The 21,212-nt window shown below is 44.6% G+C and carries 18 protein-coding genes and 1 pseudogene; 8 read left to right on the top strand and 11 right to left on the bottom strand.

Annotation, left to right across the window (positions count from 1 at the left end; all coding sequences use genetic code 11):
* Positions 1-22: 22 nt before the first annotated feature.
* From phnK to phnF, 6 genes are read right to left on the bottom strand one after another with little or no spacing between them, the layout of a single operon-like run.
* On the bottom strand, positions 23-865 hold the full coding sequence (phnK, locus tag L2W36_RS02350) for a phosphonate C-P lyase system protein PhnK (protein ID WP_236109223.1): 843 nt from the start codon (positions 863-865) through the stop codon (positions 23-25).
* Positions 862-1,761, bottom strand: a complete 900-nt coding sequence (locus tag L2W36_RS02345) for an alpha-D-ribose 1-methylphosphonate 5-phosphate C-P-lyase PhnJ (RefSeq protein ID WP_006069757.1) — start codon at positions 1,759-1,761, stop codon at positions 862-864. Before L2W36_RS02345 ends, phnK begins: the two co-directional genes overlap by 4 nt.
* Positions 1,758-2,867, bottom strand: a complete 1,110-nt coding sequence (locus L2W36_RS02340; protein ID WP_236109222.1) for a carbon-phosphorus lyase complex subunit PhnI — start codon at positions 2,865-2,867, stop codon at positions 1,758-1,760. The genes L2W36_RS02345 and L2W36_RS02340 overlap by 4 nt, the downstream gene beginning before the upstream one ends.
* Positions 2,858-3,499 (bottom strand): phosphonate C-P lyase system protein PhnH, encoded by a 642-nt coding sequence (phnH, locus tag L2W36_RS02335; protein ID WP_236109221.1) that lies wholly within the window; start codon positions 3,497-3,499, stop codon positions 2,858-2,860. Before phnH ends, L2W36_RS02340 begins: the two co-directional genes overlap by 10 nt.
* Positions 3,500-3,554: 55 nt before the next feature.
* Positions 3,555-4,001, bottom strand: a complete 447-nt coding sequence (phnG, locus tag L2W36_RS02330; RefSeq protein WP_236109220.1) for a phosphonate C-P lyase system protein PhnG — start codon at positions 3,999-4,001, stop codon at positions 3,555-3,557.
* A complete protein-coding gene (gene phnF, locus L2W36_RS02325) occupies positions 4,002-4,697 on the bottom strand; it encodes a phosphonate metabolism transcriptional regulator PhnF (protein WP_038227594.1) in 696 nt (231 codons plus the stop codon).
* Between the two features lie 368 nt (positions 4,698-5,065).
* On the opposite strand from phnF, the gene L2W36_RS02320 reads away from it, so the two are divergent.
* Complete coding sequence (locus tag L2W36_RS02320) at positions 5,066-5,989, top strand: DUF368 domain-containing protein (RefSeq protein ID WP_051868092.1); 924 nt, start codon at positions 5,066-5,068, stop codon at positions 5,987-5,989.
* Positions 5,990-6,070: 81 nt separating this feature from the next.
* Here the strand turns inward: L2W36_RS02320 and L2W36_RS02315 are convergent, their stop codons facing one another.
* Positions 6,071-6,736 carry a porin gene (locus L2W36_RS02315; RefSeq protein WP_329605658.1) on the bottom strand — a complete coding sequence of 222 codons (666 nt, stop codon included), beginning with the start codon at positions 6,734-6,736 and terminating at the stop codon, positions 6,071-6,073.
* A gap of 192 nt (positions 6,737-6,928) precedes the next feature.
* A pseudogene (locus tag L2W36_RS02310) lies at positions 6,929-7,360 on the bottom strand (hypothetical protein); the annotation flags it as partial.
* A gap of 92 nt (positions 7,361-7,452) precedes the next feature.
* On the opposite strand from L2W36_RS02310, the gene L2W36_RS02305 reads away from it, so the two are divergent.
* The 5 genes from L2W36_RS02305 to L2W36_RS02285 all read left to right on the top strand — a co-directional run bounded on the left by L2W36_RS02305 (position 7,453) and on the right by L2W36_RS02285 (position 15,640).
* On the top strand, positions 7,453-10,203 hold the full coding sequence (locus L2W36_RS02305; protein WP_062456444.1) for a hybrid sensor histidine kinase/response regulator: 2,751 nt from the start codon (positions 7,453-7,455) through the stop codon (positions 10,201-10,203).
* Positions 10,204-10,281: 78 nt separating this feature from the next.
* Positions 10,282-10,986, top strand: coding sequence for a DUF445 domain-containing protein (locus tag L2W36_RS02300; protein ID WP_236109219.1), 705 nt, complete (start codon positions 10,282-10,284; stop codon positions 10,984-10,986).
* A 204-nt stretch (positions 10,987-11,190) separates the two neighbouring features.
* Positions 11,191-12,933 carry a methyl-accepting chemotaxis protein gene (locus tag L2W36_RS02295; RefSeq protein ID WP_236109218.1) on the top strand — a complete coding sequence of 581 codons (1,743 nt, stop codon included), beginning with the start codon at positions 11,191-11,193 and terminating at the stop codon, positions 12,931-12,933.
* A 432-nt stretch (positions 12,934-13,365) separates the two neighbouring features.
* The gene (locus L2W36_RS02290; RefSeq protein WP_236109217.1) at positions 13,366-14,202 is read left to right on the top strand and encodes an AraC family transcriptional regulator; all 837 of its coding nucleotides are present in this window, start codon (positions 13,366-13,368) and stop codon (positions 14,200-14,202) included.
* A 97-nt stretch (positions 14,203-14,299) separates the two neighbouring features.
* The gene (locus tag L2W36_RS02285) at positions 14,300-15,640 is read left to right on the top strand and encodes an MATE family efflux transporter (RefSeq protein WP_236109216.1); all 1,341 of its coding nucleotides are present in this window, start codon (positions 14,300-14,302) and stop codon (positions 15,638-15,640) included.
* Between the two features lie 31 nt (positions 15,641-15,671).
* Here L2W36_RS02285 and L2W36_RS02280 read toward each other — a convergent pair whose 3' ends face one another.
* Complete coding sequence (locus L2W36_RS02280; protein ID WP_236109215.1) at positions 15,672-16,586, bottom strand: LysR family transcriptional regulator; 915 nt, start codon at positions 16,584-16,586, stop codon at positions 15,672-15,674.
* A 106-nt stretch (positions 16,587-16,692) separates the two neighbouring features.
* Here L2W36_RS02280 and L2W36_RS02275 point away from each other — a divergent pair, with 106 nt between their 5' ends.
* On the top strand, positions 16,693-18,711 hold the full coding sequence (locus L2W36_RS02275; RefSeq protein WP_236109214.1) for an alkyl/aryl-sulfatase: 2,019 nt from the start codon (positions 16,693-16,695) through the stop codon (positions 18,709-18,711).
* Between the two features lie 53 nt (positions 18,712-18,764).
* On the opposite strand, the gene yegD is transcribed toward L2W36_RS02275, so the two are convergent.
* Entirely contained in the window at positions 18,765-20,117 is a 1,353-nt protein-coding gene (gene yegD, locus L2W36_RS02270) for a molecular chaperone (protein WP_236109213.1), read from the bottom strand.
* Between the two features lie 163 nt (positions 20,118-20,280).
* Between yegD and L2W36_RS02265 the strand changes: the two genes are divergently transcribed.
* The gene (locus L2W36_RS02265) at positions 20,281-20,739 is read left to right on the top strand and encodes a GNAT family N-acetyltransferase (RefSeq protein ID WP_096443582.1); all 459 of its coding nucleotides are present in this window, start codon (positions 20,281-20,283) and stop codon (positions 20,737-20,739) included.
* Between the two features lie 16 nt (positions 20,740-20,755).
* Here the strand turns inward: L2W36_RS02265 and L2W36_RS02260 are convergent, their stop codons facing one another.
* Entirely contained in the window at positions 20,756-21,181 is a 426-nt protein-coding gene (locus L2W36_RS02260; protein ID WP_031493570.1) for a hypothetical protein, read from the bottom strand.
* Positions 21,182-21,212: the final 31 nt, after the last annotated feature.

The raw sequence follows: 21,212 nt of genomic DNA, 5'->3' as shown, positions 1-21,212 counted from the left end.
TAGTAATTCCTTTATTCAGCCATCAGTTCTGCAACACGGACGAAACCAGTAATTGGGTGTAAGGGTGCTGCGGATCATCAAGTACTTGGTCCGTCAGCCCAGTTTCTACCACTTCACTGCGACGCATCACCATCAGTCGATGAGCCAGTAAACGCGCCACCGCTAGGTCATGAGTGACAATAACGACAGCCAGTTCCAGTTCTGTGACAAGGCGACGTAATAGATCGAGGAGTTTTGCTTGCACCGAGACATCCAATCCACCTGTTGGCTCATCCATAAAAATCAGTTTTGGATGAGTCACCAAGTTGCGAGCAATCTGCAAGCGCTGCTGCATACCGCCGGAAAACGTGGTTGGCATGTCATCAATTCGGTCTTGAGGAATTTCTACATCAGTGAGCCACTTGGTTGATGCCGTTCGAATATCACCATAATGACGCTCGCCTACGGCCATTAAACGCTCACCAATATTACCGCCCGCAGAAACACGGACGCGCAATCCATCCATCGGATGCTGATGCACAACGCCCCACTCAGTGCGCAGTAATTGACGACGTTGACTTTCTGCCATCAAATAGAGGTCTTCGAGTTGAGTTACCTGATCTTCTCCGCGACCTCGGATGTAAAGCACCTCACCGCTGTCTGGCGTTTGGCGACCCGACAGTGATTTTAGTAAGGTACTTTTACCTGAACCTGACTCGCCCACGATGCCTAGCACTTCGCCGGGGTACAAATCAAACGAGACATTGGTAAAGCCTTTTCCTGGTGCGTAAAGTTTGGTGAGATTACGAACCGACAATAGTGGCTGCTCACTTACATCAAAGGTATTGGTGTCTAATGTTGGCTGTTTCACCGCTAACGTGCTCATGCGTGACTCTCCGTTTCCTTAGTATGGATGGTGTGTTTTTCGACTTGCTGAGAGCAGTAATCAGTGTCCGAACAAACAAACATATGATTGCCTTTGTCATCCATCACCACTTCATCTAGGAAGGTGTCCGTTGCGCCACAAATGGCACACGGCTCATCCCATTGTTGGATTTCAAATGGATGATCTTCAAAATCTAAACTCTTCACTTTTGTGAATGGCGGAATGGCATAGATTCGTTTTTCACGTCCTGCACCAAACAGCTGAAGCGCCGCCATTTTGTCCATTTTCGGGTTGTCAAACTTAGGGATCGGAGAAGGGTCCATGATATAGCGATCGTTGACGCAAACCGGATACGCGTAAGAGGTAGCAATATGACCAAATCGTGCGATGTCTTCATACAGTTTGACGTGCATGATTCCGTACTCTTCCAGCGCGTGCATTTTTCGCGTTTCCGTCTCTCGCGGTTCAATAAAGCGCAACGGCTCTGGAATCGGAACTTGATACACTAAGATCTGGTCTTTATCGAGAGTGATTTCCGGAATGCGGTGACGCGTTTGAATGATTGAGGCGTCTACCGTTTTCTCGGTGGTTTTCGCGCTTGCTACTGACTTGAAAAACTCTCGAATGGAAACCGCATTCGTCGTATCGTCGGCACCTTGGTCAATCACTTTTAGCGTGTCAGTTTGACCAATGATCGCTGCGGTAATCTGAACACCGCCGGTTCCCCAACCGTACGGCATCGGCATTTCACGACCACCAAATGGCACTTGATAACCAGGAATCGCAACCGCTTTGAGCAGAGCGCGACGAATCATACGTTTGGTTTGTTCATCAAGGTAACCGTAGTTGTAGCCAGTCACACCTTGCGCATGAGTGTTAGTTTGTACTTGGCTCATGACTGGCTCTCCTGTTGGTTCTGTTCACCCTGAGACTGAATGAATTCATCATGCTCTTTGTGCATCTTACGAAGCAGTTCTAACTCTGCTTGGAAATCCACGTAGTGAGGCAGTTTCAGGTGAGAAACGAAGCCTGCAGCTTCCACGTTATCTGAATGCGATAACACGAATTCTTCGTCTTGAGCTGGCCCATCAATGGCTTCATCGTAATCTGCCGCTTGCAGTGAGCGATCCACCAGCGCCATTGACATCGCTTTGCGCTCGGTGGAGCCAAACGTCAAACCATAACCGCGAGTCAGTTTGGCTTTTTCTGTTTTGCTACCAACAAAACCATTCACCATTTGGCACTCGGTTAACTCAACTTCACCGATATCAATAGCAAAGCCAAGCTCCTCTGGCACCAAACTTAAATCGCAGAAACCGATACGAATTTCGCCTGCAAATGGGTGATTTCGTCCATAGCCGCGCTGCGTTGAATAGCCGAGTGCCAGCAAGAATCCTTCATCACCGCGAACCAAGTTCTGTAATCGCGCACTGCGGTCACACGGATAGTTCACCGGATGCATAGTGATATCTTCTGGGGTTTGTTGGTTATCTTCTTCGGTCGTCATCAAGTCGAGATTTTCAAGAATGCTCATCACTTGAGGGCACACTTCCATCGCTTCAACATCTGAGGTGTCGACTCGCGGTGCTTCACCTTCAGCAATCAAACTAAAGTCCAGCAAACGATGGGTATAGTCATATGTCGGCCCCAATACTTGTCCACCAGGCAGATCTTTGTAGGTAGCAGAGATGCGGCGCTCAATGCGCATTTCACTGGTGTTCACAGCCTGTGAAACCGAAAGGCGCGGCAACGTGGTACGATAAGCACGCAACAAAAAGATAGCTTCTACTAGATCGCCGTTCGCTTGCTTGACAGCCAGTGCGGCCAATTCGCGGTCATAAATGCCACCTTCCGTCATCACGCGATCAACGCTGCCAGAGAGCTGCTCACTGATTTGTGCCACCGTCAATTCAGCCAATTCAGGATTACCACGACGCTTTTTAGCCTGCAGCTGATGCGCGTTGTTAATGGCTTTTTCGCCACCTTTTACTGCTACATACATGAGTTCACCTCAACAAGTGTGGTACGTGGTAAGCAGGCAATGCTCTCATCGTTTACCAAGATCAAATCAATACCAAGCGGAAAAGCGAAATGCTCTTGGCGTCCTTGTAAGAAGTGCTGAAATGCCTTAGAGGCCACACCAATATTCAACACCGATTGTGATTCGATTCCCGGTCCAGATAGCGTTAGCGTGAGGCCACCTTTAGATGGACTCGCGTCAGAGCCATTGGTTAAGCTGCCTAGCTCAACAATGACCGTCGTAGACTGATCTGGGTACTCTTCACAGCCAAGGCTAAATGTGACGTTATTCCAATCGAAGTCAGCCAAATCTTGTTCAGCAATCACAGCAAAACTGGCACTGTTTTGTCGCTCAGTTACGGGACTGCCACAGTGAAAGCGGATATTTTCACGAATAGCAGCGTCTTTTAAGTGTGACTCTGACAGCCATATCGGCGTCGCATTGTCGCTTAAGCTCAACAAGGCTTGTGTCGCTGCTTTATGCATCGCACCAAAACCTTCGCTCATCTCTAGAGTGACTATTTCACCCGGTTCAGACATCGCCTTAAGCAGCAATCTGAAGCACTGCTGGCTGTCGTGAACTGCATCTTTGAATGCAGTAGTAATTGTGGTCATTGTCGTTGCCTTACTTGGTTAATTCGTTAAACCAAACTTGTTCATGTTCCTTGAATCAATCTTCACCGCGTACCATGGTGAAAAAGTCCACCTTACTGGTCGCCACTTCTTTTGCTCTGAGTTGCTGCTGTTCTTGCTTCATCGCTGCCAAGGGTTCAATGACCATGCGCATTAGTTGTTCATGGTGCGATTGGGTCTGCAGTAGGCCATCAATAACGGCAGCTAGCTCTGCTTGCTCTTTATTGCGACCGCGCAAGTAGCTGTAGCCCATCTCCCCACTGTCCAATTTGACGACTGCTCGAGTGATCGTGGCATCGCCCATATTGAACTCACGACCGCTCCCCCCCATTCGAGCACGTACCTGTGCCAACCCTATCTCTGGTTGACGTACCATTTGATAACTCGCTTCAATCTTGGTTGAGTGCCACAGTTGCTCTAACACGCTCTGCTGACTTTGTGCCAATGTTGACATCCAGCTTGCTCTTTCGCTCACAGCAGTCATTTAATGCTCCATTACTATTTCAGTTGCGTCGGAACGGCTATTGGAGGTCGAAAACTCGGCCACCATGTCGGTCCCCTTGATAACGTTTTTGGTTTTGACTCTTAGAATTGGTGTGCTTGATGTAATTTGCAGCAGTCGGCACTCTTCACCTGTTGGCGTTTTGGCCCCTACTCGGGTCTCTTTGCGCTCCAGCTCTATATCAAGCCCACGTTTAATGAATTCGTGTAATGAACCACTTTGGTAATTCTTCAAAATGCTCCACCACTCTATATTGGCTAGGTAGTGATCAATGATGGTGCGAGGACACTCCTCGGTTTTTCGCAGTGTGCGGATATGGATGATCTTACTGCCCTCTACGACGCCAAGATTGGCGGCGATGTCCATAGGAGCGACAAACACTCGATGTTGAATGACTTCGCAGCGTGGCCTTGCCCCTTGTTCAATCAGATTCTTAGTAAAGTGCGCGCCCGAATGCACGTGATACTCACTAGGCTGCCTTATCACCATATTGCCTTTACCTTGATGACGTTGGACCATGCCAGTGTTAACGAGCTCATCAATAGCTCGACGAAGCGTGTGGCGATTGACATCAAAGCGCTGAGCAAGTTGTCCTTCTGGCGGCAGGTAGTCGCCCGGAACATAACGTTCACGAACTTCTTGTTCTAATACCGACGCAATGTCTAAGTAAACTGGCATGGTGATCCCCTAGCGAGTGAGTTATCTAGACATGTGCTCAACTTAAAAACAGCAATCCGCTTGCTGTTCATGTCACATGTGTTTTCTCTGATAACTGTACTTTGACGGGGAAAGATGAAAGTTACGTGTCGATTTGTTTGCAGAATTGCAACATTTCTAAGGCATGCACAACTTATCTAGACAAGAAAAAGGCTTTGAATTAATTGAAGTAATAGGGAACTTTTCTCCCTAAGTTGCAGACATATATACATCACGAATTCACAATATCTTGATACGTGATGTCGCAACTTTACGGCGCTAATTGAATAGTGCATCAAAACAAGCATGCATATATACTCTGCATCAACTTTTTAAACCTAGAAGAAATCATGAAGAACTATCTGACTACATTCTTAAAAGGAATGGCGATGGGTGCAGCAGACGTTGTACCTGGGGTATCGGGAGGTACGATCGCCTTTATTACAGGTATTTACGACACGCTTTTAGAAAGTATCCGTCGTATTAACCCAAGTATTTTTGGGATCTGGAAACGTGACGGATTCAAGGCTGCATTCGACCACATCAACGGCTTTTTCTTAATCGCGCTGTTTGGTGGCATCCTGACCTCTATCTTATCACTAGCGAAATTCATTTCTTGGGCACTAGAAACTCACCCAGTGCCAGTGTGGTCCTTCTTCTTCGGCCTTATCATGGTCTCCGTGTATCACATGATTAAGCAAGTCGAGCAAAAGACACTATCGCGTTTCGTGTTCTTATTACTTGGCGCCGTATTTGCCTACAGCATCACGGTATTGAAACCACTGCAAATGGATCCAACCAGCATCAACATCTTTTTCGCTGGCTGTATCGCAATTTGTGCCATGATTCTTCCAGGTATCTCAGGCAGCTTTATTCTATTGCTACTAGGTATGTACACGCCGGTATTGGGCGCAGTGAAGGGCCTACAAATCGATGTAATGGCGTTGTTTGCGATGGGTTGTTTGATTGGTCTATTGTCATTCTCTCATGTCCTATCATGGTTACTAAAACGCTACCGTGATTTCGCATTAGTGTTCCTGACTGGTCTAATGCTAGGTACATTACCAAAACTATGGCCATGGAAAGAAACCATCTCATGGCGCATCAACTCAAAGGGTGAGCAAGTGCCTCTTATTCAAGAGAACCTATCACCATTTAACTTTGAGTCTGTAACTGGCCAACCTTCGCAACTGGCTATCGCAATTGTTCTGATGCTGGCGGCAGTAGGTTTAGTGCTTGCACTAGAGAAGATCGCAGAAAGTAGCGACAAGTAACGATTACTTAAGTTTGAAACGACAAAAAGGGCTCACAATGGTGAGCCCTTTTTTTGATATTGGGGTCAGCGAACCTAGGAACTAGAACACAAAATTAAGCATGACGGTGTACATATTGGCATCGGTATCTGTACCAGGGTTACTTACAAATGGTCCAGTCTGTCCACCAAAGCTATTAAAAGTTTGCCACTCAGCATTCAATGAGACGTTGTATAACACGTCGTAACGTAACCCTAAGGTCCAACTATCCCCTGTTTTTCCATCATATCGATTATCGCCACCTTCACTATACGTTTGGCCATAAACGACATAAGGCGTGAATTTTTGAATACGATAAGCCGCGCTGCCGTACCAAGAAGAGGCCAAATCATTCTTTTGTCCTTCAGCCGTTAGCTTCAATTGCCCAAAATCATACTCTCCCCCTAATGAATAGAGCTTAATATTCTGGTCGGCGAGTAAGATCTCATTATACGGAGGCGGTAACTGAGGTTGCTTTATCGTTTGGTCAAAATTGGAATCGAGGTAGGCAAAGTTCACTCGGAAGTTATCGCCGATAAGCTGAGCATTGACACCCCACATATTCTTCGTCTCAAACTCTAGCGTTAAGCTCGGGTTAAATTCCACTTCATTATTGTCTTTAAAACCTACAAATGGTGTGAGAGACAATTGTAGCTCATCAGTAAGACTATGGTTCCAAGTAACACTCAGCCCGTTAAATGCAGTTACCCCTAAGATACTGTTGTACACTTCTTCGTTTGGCCTAGCTGTCGTGTATGCTTGACCAACATAATAATACTCAGATGCTAGAAAGACAGGCAGACGAAGTCGACCCGCACGCCCTTCAAAATCACCGATGGAATAACCAAGATACGCCCACTCCAGTTGAGGTTCGCTCCAGTTATCTTGTGGACGTTTTACCACCTGCACCGAAGCTTTAAATGGGGCATAGCCGATTCGGTTGGGTTTTGCTGATAACCAGGTGATAAGCGCATTGACATTGGCATCATCAATTTCTTTGGGCGGTCGGGCTTTGCCAGAAAACGAAAGACTTGCCCAGTAGGCATTCATTTGCGAGACATCTTTCCCTAGCAAGTATTGATAAAACTCAGAACGCTCAGATGAACTTTCAGGCCAATCGGATAGCTCTATCCGTTTCCCTTGCAACGATTTAGTCTTACCTCGATAAAGCATCCTAGCTTTGCTCCGACTTAATTCATCAAAATTGTCATTTAAGGTGAACACCGCATATTCATTCGCAGCAAAAGCTCTACTTTCAAATGATAAAGCTAACATCAAACCCAAGGCTATTATGGCGCTGCCACGAAAGAGCCCTATCCGTATGCCTATGTTTGTCAGTAAGTTTTGAGTCATTTTATTACACTCAGGCGAAATCCTTTCCTAAACTAACAAACAGATTAGTTCACCAAAAACGATGTTCAAGATTATTATCAAGGAATAGTGATATGAATTTGCTAAATAAGATGTCTATTAAGAGCAGGATCATACTACTAGCTATTTTACCTTTGACCGTTATCTTAATATTTTCCGCTTGGGAAGCGTTTAGAACTCAAAACAGTCTGCAACAAATGTCTGTTTTATCGAGTGAAGTGACCGCTCTAGGTTATATTTCCGGATATAGCACATCACTCCATAAATCTCGTCTAGAAAAGCTCGAAAACACATTTGATAGTAATAAAAATGTCATATTTAGCGAGCTAAATGAATGCTTAGACAAAATAGCCAACACCGTGAAGAGTATTTATTCTGCAGACGCACTCTCAATGGCAAATACTACTCTCGAAGAACTTCGAGACGCTCAAAGTGAATTGCAATCCGTCACGGAAATGGACGAACTGGAAGAATGGAGTTCATGGACTAATGACCTTATCAATCAACTGATCGCGCAATTAGAAAGCACTAAAGTCGATACCGGAACGATTAAATTGGAATCGCATTTAAATGCTTTATTTACCCTCGAGTGGATTCGTCTCTGGGCAACAGAAGAGAATTGGTTAATCCATATTGATATTGTCGAAGGACACGCCGAAGAGCATCATGATTCTCATGCAGCTCATGAACAACTCTCGACTTTATTTGAGCGCCAACAGTATCTTATAGAACGCTTCCTTAATATCAATGCCGATGCATCTCAAGTCAGTTTACTGCTAAAAACGTTTTCCGATGAGTCTTTTGTGGAGAGCATCCTTTTTAGGGACCGTGTACTAGATGAAAGCCAGCCGGAGCTGGCAACGCAAGAGATTACATCTGGTATTGCTGCTCTAGATAAGAGGCTAAAACTTATTCAGCAAGCGACCGATCAAATCAATGAACAGCTGACCAATGAAATGGCTCAAAGCATCAAAGACTTGGAACAGCGTCTTTGGTTAACCATTGGCCTCACTGTGTCAATTATGGCAGCGCTCTTCATTTTGAGTATAAACATCACTCGTCGAATCATCTTTTTCCTAAACAATACACTAGAAACATTTGAGCGGCTCGAGAATCAAGAGGAATCAGATACTCTAGCCTCAACCGAGGGACAAGATGAGTTCAGTCATTTTGGTAAGAAAATGAACAAGCTCATTCATGAAAGACGAGAAAATGAACACAGAATGCTAGCAGCCAAAGAGGAAGCAGAACGAGCCAACGTGGCGAAAAGCTCTTTCCTTGCCAATATGTCTCATGAGATAAGAACGCCTCTAAACGGCATTATCGGCATGTCTGGCATTCTCTCTGAATCTAATCTCGATCCGATTCAACGCGATTATCTCAACACCATCGACACCTCATCGCAGACCCTACTTATCTTGATCAATGACATCCTAGATATCTCTAAGATTGAGTCAGGTAACCTATTGATTTCTTTGCATAGCTCGAACTTGCGCGAGATCGCTTATGACACGATCGCGATCGTAATGTCAAAAGCGAAGGAAAAAGATCTCCAACTGCAGATCTGTTTCTCACCTCAGATGCCACATATGCTGATCATCGACGATCACCGTTTGCGTCAGATCTTGATGAACTTAATGTCGAATGCAGTGAAATTTACCAACAAAGGTCATGTAAGAATGGAGATCAACGTGACTGAGATCGATGAACAGCGCTGCAGTATTTACTTTGCCATTGTCGATACTGGTATAGGTATCGACAAAGATAAACAAGACTCAATTTTTAAACCATTTACGCAAGAAGACAGTTCTGTGACACGACAATACGGCGGTACGGGCTTGGGACTCGCTATTTCATCGCAATTAGTTGAGTTGATGGGAGGAAATATTGAAATTGACTCAGAAAAAGGTAAAGGAAGCCGATTCTTTTTCAAAATCGAATCTAGTATAAATCAAGCCACATCACCGCATATCAATGAATTGGACGGCAGCAATTTTGTTATCATCAGTAATGGACAAACTTATGCAGCACAAGTAAGCCAAGAACTGCATCAGTTTGGTTTAGATAATCTGTCTATATGCACTTCTTATGAGGAAGCCTCTCCAAACGATCGCTCTATTATTCTTTATTGTGCAAGCGAAGAGCATGATAGCGAGGCTGACTTGATTGATATTGCTAAGCGATCACCTGACAGCCCAATTGTGCTCGTACAGCCACAAAACTCTTCTTCCACTCACTACCCACAACTTATTTCTGGTTTAGTCACTTTCCCTCTGCTGGGCGCTCGGTTGATTGATACATTGAAACATGCACCAAGTCAGCATCAATCCTTGCAACAGCCCACTCCAAATACCCTTGAGATTGTGGGTGACGAGGCTGCTAATACAAACTCAGAAAATGCGCCTAAGTCGCTGCTTAACATAGTGAGCAACCCAGACAGCCAATCTATATTGCTGGTCGAAGACAACCTAGTGAATCAGAAGGTCGCGAGCCTGTTATTGAAGAAGTCTGGTTACGAAGTTGATATTGCCAATAATGGACAGGAAGCGTTGAATTTTCTTTGTGATGACTCTAACCACTACCACGTAATATTAATGGACTGCATGATGCCAGTAAAAGATGGCTTCACCGCTTCGCAAGAATTCAGGCTTTACGAGGAACAATACAACAAAGCACGAACGCCAATTATTGCTCTTACTGCTAGTGTGCTTGATGATGATATCCGTCGCTGTACCGAAAGCGGAATGGACGATTACGTATCAAAGCCCTTTAATAAAACCGTCTTGTTAGAAAAAATCAAAACTATTCGTGACAACGCTGACTAATCGTCGACAAAAAGTGGCTTTTTATAACGGCATTTTTTCAATAGAATCAGCGCAACGTTATTAATCTAGCAAGACATTATGAATAAGAGTCTCATTACTAATTTCATTACCCTAGCGCTACTCGCTGCTGGCTACCAACTCGACAACACCCTAGTGCTATATGCTGGCCTATTCGCCTTTTCAGGTGCGGTGACTAACTGGCTCGCCATTCATATGTTGTTCGAGAAAGTGCCAGGACTTTATGGCTCTGGTGTTATCCCAGCACGCTTTGAAGATTTTAAATTAGCGATAAAAAACTTAATGATGGAGCAGTTCTTTACCAATGAGAACATCGATCGCTTCCTCAATAAAGAAATGAGCTCAGGTATTCCACTGGATTTAGAACCAATATTAGAAAAGGTCGACTTTAACCCTGCTTTTGATTCGCTGGTTGAAGTGATCGCGAACTCTCAATTTGGTGGTATGTTGGCGATGCTTGGCGGCACCGAAGCATTGGAACCAATGAAACAGCCGTTCGTTGAAAAGATGCAGCAGTCGGTGATTGAAATCAGCCAAAGCGACTCAGTAAAACAAGCTCTGGTTGAACAACTCGAATCACCGAAGATGTTAAACGAAGTAAAAGGCAATGTTGAAGCGATTATCGACCAGCGACTCAGTGAATTAACACCAAAGCTGGTTAAAGAAATCGTTCAAAAGATGATAAAGGAGCACCTAGGCTGGCTTGTGGTTTGGGGCGGCGTATTTGGTGGGGTTATTGGTATTTTGTCCTCACTTTTTGTCTAGCACTTGTCGTGTTGACAATTACTATGCAGGGGCCAGCGTTATATTCGCTGGCTTTTTTGTATCTTACTCAATATAAATGGACATCTTTAATCAAAACTAGACATAAATAAACTTAGGTTCATAACTATTACCTATGTCACGTTACCTAAATGATGAAAATATTACTATATACATCAATAACTTCGGTAAATGGACCTACTAATAATGAAGAACCTCTCGTTCAAACTAAAACTCTATTCAATAGTCATAGCAATTATATTTACTACCATTGGCACCAGCTATTTTGCTGCTAATAGCTTTGTAGAATCCTATATTGAGCGCAGTGGTTCTTCTACAACACAAGAAAAGCTTACCCTCTTGAACCAAAGTGTTACCGACAAACTTAACTACAGTTTTCAACAAGCCAAGTCCCTTAATGTCAGCTTTATCGACGTAAAAGATATCGTCGAAAAAACCGAGTTTGATAACATCACTAAAATGTCTTCTGGTTTCGTTTTCGACAAATCCGGCATTGTGGAAGATGAGAATATTGTTGCGGCATTAGAGGCAGAATTAGCCAAAGCCAACGGACAGATCGTTGCAAACGAAATCGTCAAACAGGATGATAAGCTCCTACTGAATATAGTGGTACCCAATGCTCAAAGTAATGAAGTGACATTCTACCAACTCGATCTCAGCTTTATTACTCAACCGCTCGCAGAAACCAGCGGCAACGGTGACTACCTGACACTCAAAGATGGTGCTGGCAATGTCCTATTCTCCAATACGACTCCGGGTCAACATATCGAGTTTGACTCAACGATTCCTGTATTAAACGATACTTGGACATTGACCGCTTACTTAGATAGTGCTGTTACAGAGGCTAATGCCGCCACAATCAGTACGCAAATAACCCAAGCACTGCTCGTAGCTGCTGCTATCATTATTCCGTTGAGTATGATGATAATCGCCTTCTTACTAAAACCTATCACACTGCTTCAGAACGTGGTGAGAAACCTCGCAACAGGTAAAGGCGACCTTACTCAAAGACTTACGGTCGACTCTAACGATGAGTTTGGTAAAATTTCCCAAGACATCAATACCTTTATCGCTCAATTGCAGACTTTAGTGGGCAATGTTATTCAGTCTTGTAATGAAACCAGTCGTTCAATCCTACATATCGAGCAACAAGCTAAAGAAAATCAGGCTCTGTTCCAATCACACCAAAATGAAATGGACCAGATTGTTACCTCTATTCATGAAATGAGTGCCTCTTCCGATACAGTGGCCAATGATGCGCAACTAGCATCAAATAATACTGAAACGGCTAACCAAGCCAGCTCTGACTCGAAGCTGATTGTCGAAGAAGCTATCTCAAGTTTGCAGGCTCTGGTCGCAGAAGTGGAAAACACCTCACAAGCTGTTGTAGCTATGAGTGCCGATACACAGAAGATTGGTGACACACTTGAAGTAATCGGTGATATCGCAGAGCAAACCAACCTACTTGCACTTAACGCTGCAATCGAAGCTGCACGCGCAGGTGAACAAGGACGCGGATTTGCCGTCGTCGCTGATGAAGTGAGAGCTCTGGCTTCTCGCACTCGACAAAGCACATCTGAAATCAATGAAATGCTATCTAAGCTTCATGCTGGCAACGAAGCCGTTGTCGCCAATATGGACTCCACCAAGCATCGTTGTAAGCTGTATGAAGAACAAACCAGCGGAGTGACTAACTCTCTCGACTCCATGATGACCTTTACTGATGAGATCAATGGGCTCGTTGCTCAAATTGCATCGTCAGCGAAGGAGCAAAGTACGGTATCTGAAGAGATCAATAAGAACATGGTGACGATTCAAGATATGGTGCGCACATTGGTCCAAAATGGAGAGCTGGCAACACAAAATGCCAATGACTTAAAAGGCAGAAACCAAGAGCTTCTCACTACCGTTGAACAGTTCAAAGTGTAGCTCCAGCTCCATATATCGTTGCAAGCTCACTTCGGTGAGCTTTTTTAATGCTAGGACAAGTTTACGACAAGAAAAAAGCCAATCGCGAAAACAAGGCGATTGGCTATATAACGTGTGAACAAGAGGTGTTCACTAACAACGTCAGTTGGCTAGGTGACCCTTAAATCAGAGGGTCGAATCATTCTAGATTCATAAACGAGACAAATTCAAGCAACAATTGCCATTTATATCAGCAATTTATGTACTATTGGATTTACATCACAGCTCAACTTATCGCCAACCCAAGTTAATTACCACTTTATAGTTAAAACCGTGTTGCTCTCATCCCAACCTAAGGTAGGTCAATTCCTACTCGTAATCAGTTTGTCACCTCGAATCACTTAACAATCAATGTCATACTAGACACATCTTTCCTTGCCGCCTATGTGAATCATGAAAGACAAAATTAACTTGGTAACATTACCCAAAGGTCACCCTTGTCAGGTCGTCGATTGCCGTATGGAGTCAGAAGAAGTCTTCTTGGAACCACATCGTCACGACTATTTTGAAGTCATTTGGTGTTTGGATGACTCCGGCTCTCAACGTATCGATTTTGTCGATTATCAGAGTGTAAAAGGGCGGTTTTTTACAATCGCCCCAGGGCAAGTTCATGAGTCAAACTCACTAGGTAGTAACGTCAAAATGCTCATTTTCTCGACCGATTTTTTCGAAAATCGCTACCGCCATCAATTGATGTTTGACGCAATATTTTCTGCTCACCAAAATCAGCATCCTTATATCGATACTCAGGGTAGAGGAGCAACGCAACTTGGTGCCGTTTTCGATTTGCTGCTGGAAGAGTATCAACGTGAAGACACCGATTGGGATTTGATCGAATCCTTGCTTACTTGTTTTTTGCGCTATCTTGTTCGCTTTTCGGTGGACAAAACCGAAGCAATTACTGTGCGGGATGAACGAATTTCACAGGTGATAACGCTTATCGAAACCCACTATCAGAGCGAACGAAACGTGGCGTTTTATGCCGATAAACTTTCCATTACCAGTAAGCGCCTTAATGAGCTAAGTAAAGCACACCTAGGTAAAACCATTACCAAGTTGCTTCATGATAGAGTACTTCTGGAAGCGAACCGTGAACTTATCTTTTCGACGAAAACCGTTAAAGCCATAGCACTGCAACTTGGGTTTGAAGACCCCGCTTATTTTGGCAGATTTTACCGTACGAACATGGGTGAATCTCCGGCTGAATTTCGAAGAAGAACGTCCAAATAGTGCCAGATTAAAGGCAGATAATCCCTTTTTAATGTCGAGTTTCGTAACGATAATACCATTATCTCTGTTCATCAATTTATAGGTATTGTCGTTTCCAATGAGCATAAACCTCAAGTCCGATCCAATCCAGAAATCGTTCATTCAGTATCTTCTACCAGCGCTATCAGGCATGGTCATTAAGTCCATTTTCATTATGGGTGACGCTTGGTTTGTGGGGAAAGGTGTCGGCGCTGAAGGTCTTGGTGCTATCTCTTTGACGATTCCTGCCTTTTCCTTGTTCACTGCGATTGCAATGATGATAGGTATCGGTGGTGCAGCGCTTATGTCGATTGAATTTGGAAAGGGCAATCTAAGTGTTGGCCAAACGCTGTTTAGTCAGGCGATGCTTGCCACAGCAATTATCTCGACCATTGCTGTATCAATCGCACTCTTTTGCCTAGACGATATTATCCGCTTGATGGGCGCTACTGGATACATGGCACAACTAGCGCATGACTATTTGGGTGTGATGCTCAAGTTCTTTGTTCTTTATGCTCTTGCTTGGGTTATGTCTTGCTTTATACGTAATGATACCAACCCAAAACTCGCTATGTACGCCATGTCAGCAGGCGCAGTCACCAACTTGGTCTTGGACTACTTCTTTGTGCTTCAGTTTGGCTGGGGGATGAAGGGAGCGGCATACGCGACTGCGATTTCTCAAGCGGTCATAGCACTGATTCTTCTCAGCCACTTTTGGCAAGCTAAAGGTCAGCTAAGGCTGACCTTACAAGGGCTTGGTCTGGATAAGGTAGGACAGATCCTAAAGATAGGCACCCCCACTTTCTTTATTGAGATCACCTCTGCGCTGACGATACTCTTATTCAACTACGTACTGCTTAGCCAATTTGGGGAGAGCTACATCATCGCTTACGGCTTAACCGCAAATGTGGGTGTATTTGCGTTATTTGTTATCGTTGGCATTAATCAGGCGTGTCAGCCTATTATCAGTTTTAACCATGGTGCTAACTTGCCAGAACGAGTGAAAGCTACGCTCAAACTTGGGCTTGTTACGTCAATTGGAAGTGGCTTACTATTTCTCGCAGTGATCGGATTGTTCTCAGAGACAGTCGCACGTTTCTACCTTGGCGATAATATCGAGCTCGTTGAACTATCAGCGACTGCGCTACTGTTTTTCTTTTATGCGACACCGCTAATGGGACTAAACCTTGTCGTCGCCAACCTGTTTCAGGCCATTGCAAAACCCAATCAGGCAACCATAATCTCTCTTGCTCGTGGGTTTGTATTTGTTGCACTAGGCGTCATTATCCTGCCAAGCTTGTTCCCTATTAATGGCATTTGGGCGAGTATTCTATTTGCAGAGGCCATGACAGCTATCATCAGTTTGGGACTGTTACTAACTTTTATAAAGTCACAGAAAATGGCGGCGATTCGTACTTAAATAAAGTGGGAGTCGCCACTTTTGTCGACTCTCAGTGACCGAGGTTTAGCTCAGACAGGTAGGAGAGCAGCTTTTCCCGAAGCCATATATTGGCTTTGCTGCTCTGCTCTCGACTATGAGCGACCAACTTAAAGTCGACAGGGATCGGGCGAAACGGTGCTTCGATAATCTGAATATCAAAACGCTCCGCAAACAAAGTAGCCACGCTACGGCTCATCATTCCAATGCTCTCACTACTTGCCACTAATGCCATCAACACCAAAAGAGAATCGCTTTCTGCAGCTACCTTTCTCCCTCTAATATTCTCCTCAGTAAAATAGTCCGCTAAGAAGGCGTTTTCTCGTCTGAGCTTAAGAGTGATGTGCTTCTCCTGATAGTACTGCTCAACCGTGATATTGCCACTGATTCGTGGATGTGATTTGCTGGCGATCAAACAGATTTGGTCAGTAAAGAACGGCTGTGAAAAACACAGCGAAGGTGTACGTTTGGCAAAGTCTATCGCTAGGTCTGCTTGACGTAAATTGAGCTTATCGAGCAACTCCTCTTCGGTCGCTAAGGTAGGATGAAGTACGATCTCACGTTCTCCCAAGGTTTCATCCGCTTCAATTTTCGGTAATAGCATCAGCATCACTGGTTCTGACGTGTAAACGGCAAAACGCCTTTTACCTTGCACACTGAAATCTTTAACACCATCAATGGTGCTCTCTATGGTTTCCAGAGCTGGCTCAATATGGCGAGCTAATTCGTGAGCTAAATGCGTCGGCGCAATGCCTCGACCATCGCGAACAAAAAGCTGCTCACCGAGTTGAGCTTGAAGTCGCTTTAAAGCCCCACTGACACCAGGTTGGGTCAAGTTAAGTACCTCTGCCGCCACGGTTATCGACTGATAACGATATACGGTCACGAACACGCGCATCAGGTTAAGATCAAAATCAGAGGCATTCATAAACATCACCATTAGTTATGTATTAACTAAATTAAATTGCATATTTAGTTATGAGTCAAGCCGCTATATTGACCTTAATTCCTGTTCTAACCGTGTGAGGTCAATTATGTACCGCAAACTTGTGCCATCTACTATCACCATTGCGATTCTTGCATCATTCAACGCTAGTGCTGATTACGTTGGCCTAGAAGACTATCAAGGCAAACCTGCGACTAGTCATACTATTGAAGCTAACCAAGCGTTAGCCGCCACTCTTCCTTGGGAAGATACTTCTGCTTTTCAACGCACGCAAAAGGGGCTGATTGCTGAATTTGGTAATCATGCTGCAGGTGAGCTGAAAAATCGCTTCGAATTTATGGCTGAAATGTCAGTCGAAGACATCCCACCGACGGTAAATCCATCGATCTGGCGCCAAGGTATGTTGAACTACGCTGCTGGTGGACTGTACGAAGTGACCGATGGCATTTACCAAATTCGTGGTGCCGACCTGTCTAATATGACCATCTATCGCACTGACAACGGCTACGTTATTCATGATCCATTGCTATCACGCGAAGCCGCTGAAGCATCTTGGGACTTTGCCAAGCAACACCTTCCAAAGATCAATGGCGAGCACAAAATCACCGGCATGATCTATTCGCACATGCACGCTGACCACTTTGGTGGCTCAAGAGGCATTGTTGAATCTGGAGATTTTGCTGACAATGCAAAGATTTATGCGCCAAAAGACTTTATCAAAGAGCTAGCAGATGAGAATGTCATCGCCGGCACAGCAATGGGACGCAGAGCAAATTACCAATACGGTACGACACTGTTGAACGATGCGAAAGGGATCGTTGATAACGCGTTAGGTCTTGGCACATCGCGCGGTGAAGTGACCTTAGTAGCTCCAACAACAGAAATCCAAGAACGCGAAAAAGTTATCACCATTGACGGCCTAGAATTCCACGCTATCAATATGCCGGGCGCGGAGGCACCAGCTGAAATCGTCTTATATGTTCCGCAGTATCGCTCCCTTAATACCGCAGAGCTAACCTATGATGGTATGCACAATATCTACACCTTCCGCGGTGCAAAAGTACGTGATTCCTTGGTTTGGACTAAGTATTTAACCGAGCTGAAGCTACGCTATGTTGATTCTGGCTTAGTCGATAACATTCACGCCGCGCACTCAGCTCCGGTTTGGAACGATCCAAACACGGAAGGTAACGAGATTTCCGCTTATATGGCGTTGCAACGCGACAACTATGGTTTCATCCACAACCAAGCAATGCGTCTTGCTAACCACGGCGTCACCATCCATGATGTGGGCAGAGAAATTGAACGCCTAGTACCAGAATCACAAAAGCAAACCTGGCACACCAATGGGTATCATGGCTCTTATAGCCACAACGCGCGAGCTGTTGTGAACTTATATCTTGGTTATCATGATATGAACCCCGTAAATACCAACCCACTAAAATCTAAAGAGAAATCTTGTGTATACGTAGAAGCAGCAGGTGCAGACACTCTATATCAAGCAGGACTGGCACATTTCAACAATGGTCAGTATCAAGAGGCGTCCCAACTGCTCAATGACTTAGTGCAGTGTGACCCGAATAACATTGACTATCGCTTTGCACTAGCAGACAGCTTTGAGCAACAAGGCTACCAATCAGAAACTATGGCATGGCGTAACTCCTACTTACAAGGTGCAGTGGAGCTAAGAACTGGCGAGATATCACCTTCAATCAAGCTGGCATCAGCTGACGTAATTGCTAATACTCCTACAGGCATGTTCCTTGATTTTATTGCAGTTAAACTCAACGCAGAAAAAGCAGAACAAGCTGAATTGGACTTTAGTTTCGGTTTATATCACCCAGATGTGGCAGAGCGTTACTACGGTGAAGTGTCTAATGCCAACATGAGTAACATCGAAGTGGACACTCTACCGAAAACTGATGTTGAGCTCATCGTACACAAAGCAGATTTAACACGAATTGCATTGGGTCAAACGACATTAGAAGCTTTGTTGAAGTCGGGACAAGCAGGAATCAAAGGGGATGGCGAGTTAATCGGAAAACTTGCTGCCACCTTGGACGAATTTGACGGAATGTTTGAAATACTTCCGATGCCAACCAAATAGACACATAAGCCCAGAGCTAAGCTCTGGGCTTATTTTATTCCATCTAAAACACACTATTTAAAACACACGTCAGCCCAACGCGCTAACCCTGCCGTTACCGAACCAAAGTAGTTGCCAGATACTACAGGGATGTTAGGTAGCACTTCTTGAACCGCATTGCGTAATACTGAAGAGCGTGCTGATCCGCCAGTCATATAAATGACATCAGGTGAGGTCGCAGATTGCTCTACTGCTTCTTTGACTAACGCCTGGATTTTTCTGGTCGGGTTATCAATGGCTTCTGCCATTTGAGCATGGCTGATATCAATGCCAACTTGTTCAGAGAACAAATCAATCATAGCGCGATATTCTGCTGAAGATTCAAGTGCGATTTTTGCTTTCTCAGCTTCGCGAATAACGGCATAACCTAACGTGTCTTTGTGCAGTGTGACCAGTCTCAATACTTTGTCTTGTTCAATGGCTTCTTTAGCAAGAAGTTGTAGCTCTTTTAAATTGTCATGAGCGTAGAACTTACGTTGAGCTTGAACATCATTAATCGCTATAGGGTTCCAAAATTGCGTCACAGGAATGTCTAACCCTGAGTGGCGCTTAGTCCCCATTCCGAATGCATGCATAAAGCGGCGAAAAGCGATGTAAATGTCCAGATCGTTTCCGCCTACAAGTTGGCCGGTATGGGCGATGAGTGAAGAGTCTCTATCTGCTTTCCCCACCCAACTTGGCCCCATTTGAATAAATGAGCAGTCCGTCGTACCACCACCGATATCGACCACCAGCACATTTTTATCTTCAGTTAACGATGACTCGTACTCAAGCCCTGCAGCTACAGGTTCAAACTGAAACTCGACATCTTTAAAGCCCGCACGCGTTGCCGCTCGCGATAAAATACCTTCCGCCTGACGGTTAGAGGCATCACCGCCACGACCTAAAAAGTTAACAGGCCTACCAATAACCGTTTGGCTGATGCTTTGTCCCAAGTGCAATTCCGCCTGACGTTTTACATTGCTCATCATGGCGCAAACCAAATCTTCAAAAAATGATAGCTGCATATCTCGAAGCCCCATCGCGCCCAAGAAAGATTTCGGCGACTTAATGTAATAGACGTCTTTAGGGTCTTCGAGGTACAGATCCAGCGCTGCTTCACCAAACAGTACATCCGTAGGAATAACTTCAATCCCTTCTTCTCGATTGAGCTTTACCGCACGTCGAAGCACGGCTTCACCTACTTCGTTGGAAGGTCGAATATCCAAGCAACGAAACAAGTACTCAGACACAGTTTCAGCCGTCGGAGCACAAAGCGTTGAGGGGATATAACAGTTATCACCCACCAGTGGGATCTGCTCGATGGCGTTATTTACAAGATGAGCGACAGAACAGTTCGCGGTTCCGTAGTCAAAACCAATGGCCATGGGTTACCTCAACATAAGAAAAAGGGCGGCAAAGAATAGCAGCCTCACAATGAAGTTCAAGGGGCAGAACCTTAAACCCTACACATGTAGACAGGTCAAAAGAAATTTTGCGCTACACTGTAGACATCGTTTTTACAGTGTAAAGCAGAATAAAGGTTGTGTGATGCATGAACCGCCGTTCACTTTAGAGCGCTTCGAACCTAAACACGCTAAGCAAATCGTGACGCTTTGGCGCCGCGCTTTCGTGCAGGCGTTAGGCATAGAGCCTATTCATTCTGTTGAATCTCAGTTGTATTTTTTAACCAATATTTTGCCGCACAGTCATGACATCTGGGTGGTACTCACTCTAGAATCGAAACAACCCGTAGCGTTTATGGCAATTGATCGGAATGAAATTAACCAACTGTATGTCGCACCTGAGTTTCAGAGAAAAGGCATCGGACGTTTGTTAGTCGAAGAAGCACAAGCTCGCAGCGGAGGGGAATTGTCACTGAGAACATTTCAAATCAATCACAACGCGATCGAGTTTTATCGTCGACTTGGATTTACCGAACACGAAGGTAATAGCGATAACGAAGAAGGGCTAGAAGATATAGTATTTCGTTGGGAGCAGGAGCAATAATTCACAACGTTCGTTACTATGCTTTGACTTGAACAAATTTACTGTAAGTACTGACCTTACCGTTTATGTACTCTACACCATCGTGAATATTCTGCTCAGAACTACCTGCGATTTGATATTCAACGATGAACTCGCCGCTGATCACTTTAATAAACAGTAACCCATCAATGACTTTCCACAAACCCGATAACGACCTGCCGCCAAACATATCACGCTCAACTAAACTACCATTAGGACGTAGCTCAATAAGCGAACTAAAGCCATCTTGGTTAACCTTGACCCATGATTGTTGATGTACTTCAAAGCTTAGGATTTTCCTACGTTTTTTCATCCACAGTTTGAAATCTCGCTGCTGTTGCTCAGTCAAAACGGGAAGATCTTCCATTTCTAGCAACGTATTCTGTGTTTGATGCCAAAATAATTGGAGATGCAGAAGTTTCATAGCAGGCTTAGTGTCGAAAATGGAGGGCTAA

This window comes from Vibrio sp. McD22-P3, from assembly GCF_021568915.1.
In the GTDB taxonomy this organism is placed as follows: domain Bacteria; phylum Pseudomonadota; class Gammaproteobacteria; order Enterobacterales; family Vibrionaceae; genus Vibrio; species Vibrio mediterranei.
The sequence above is the reverse complement of the archived record's forward strand: the minus strand, read 5'-3'. Positions and strand labels throughout refer to the sequence as shown.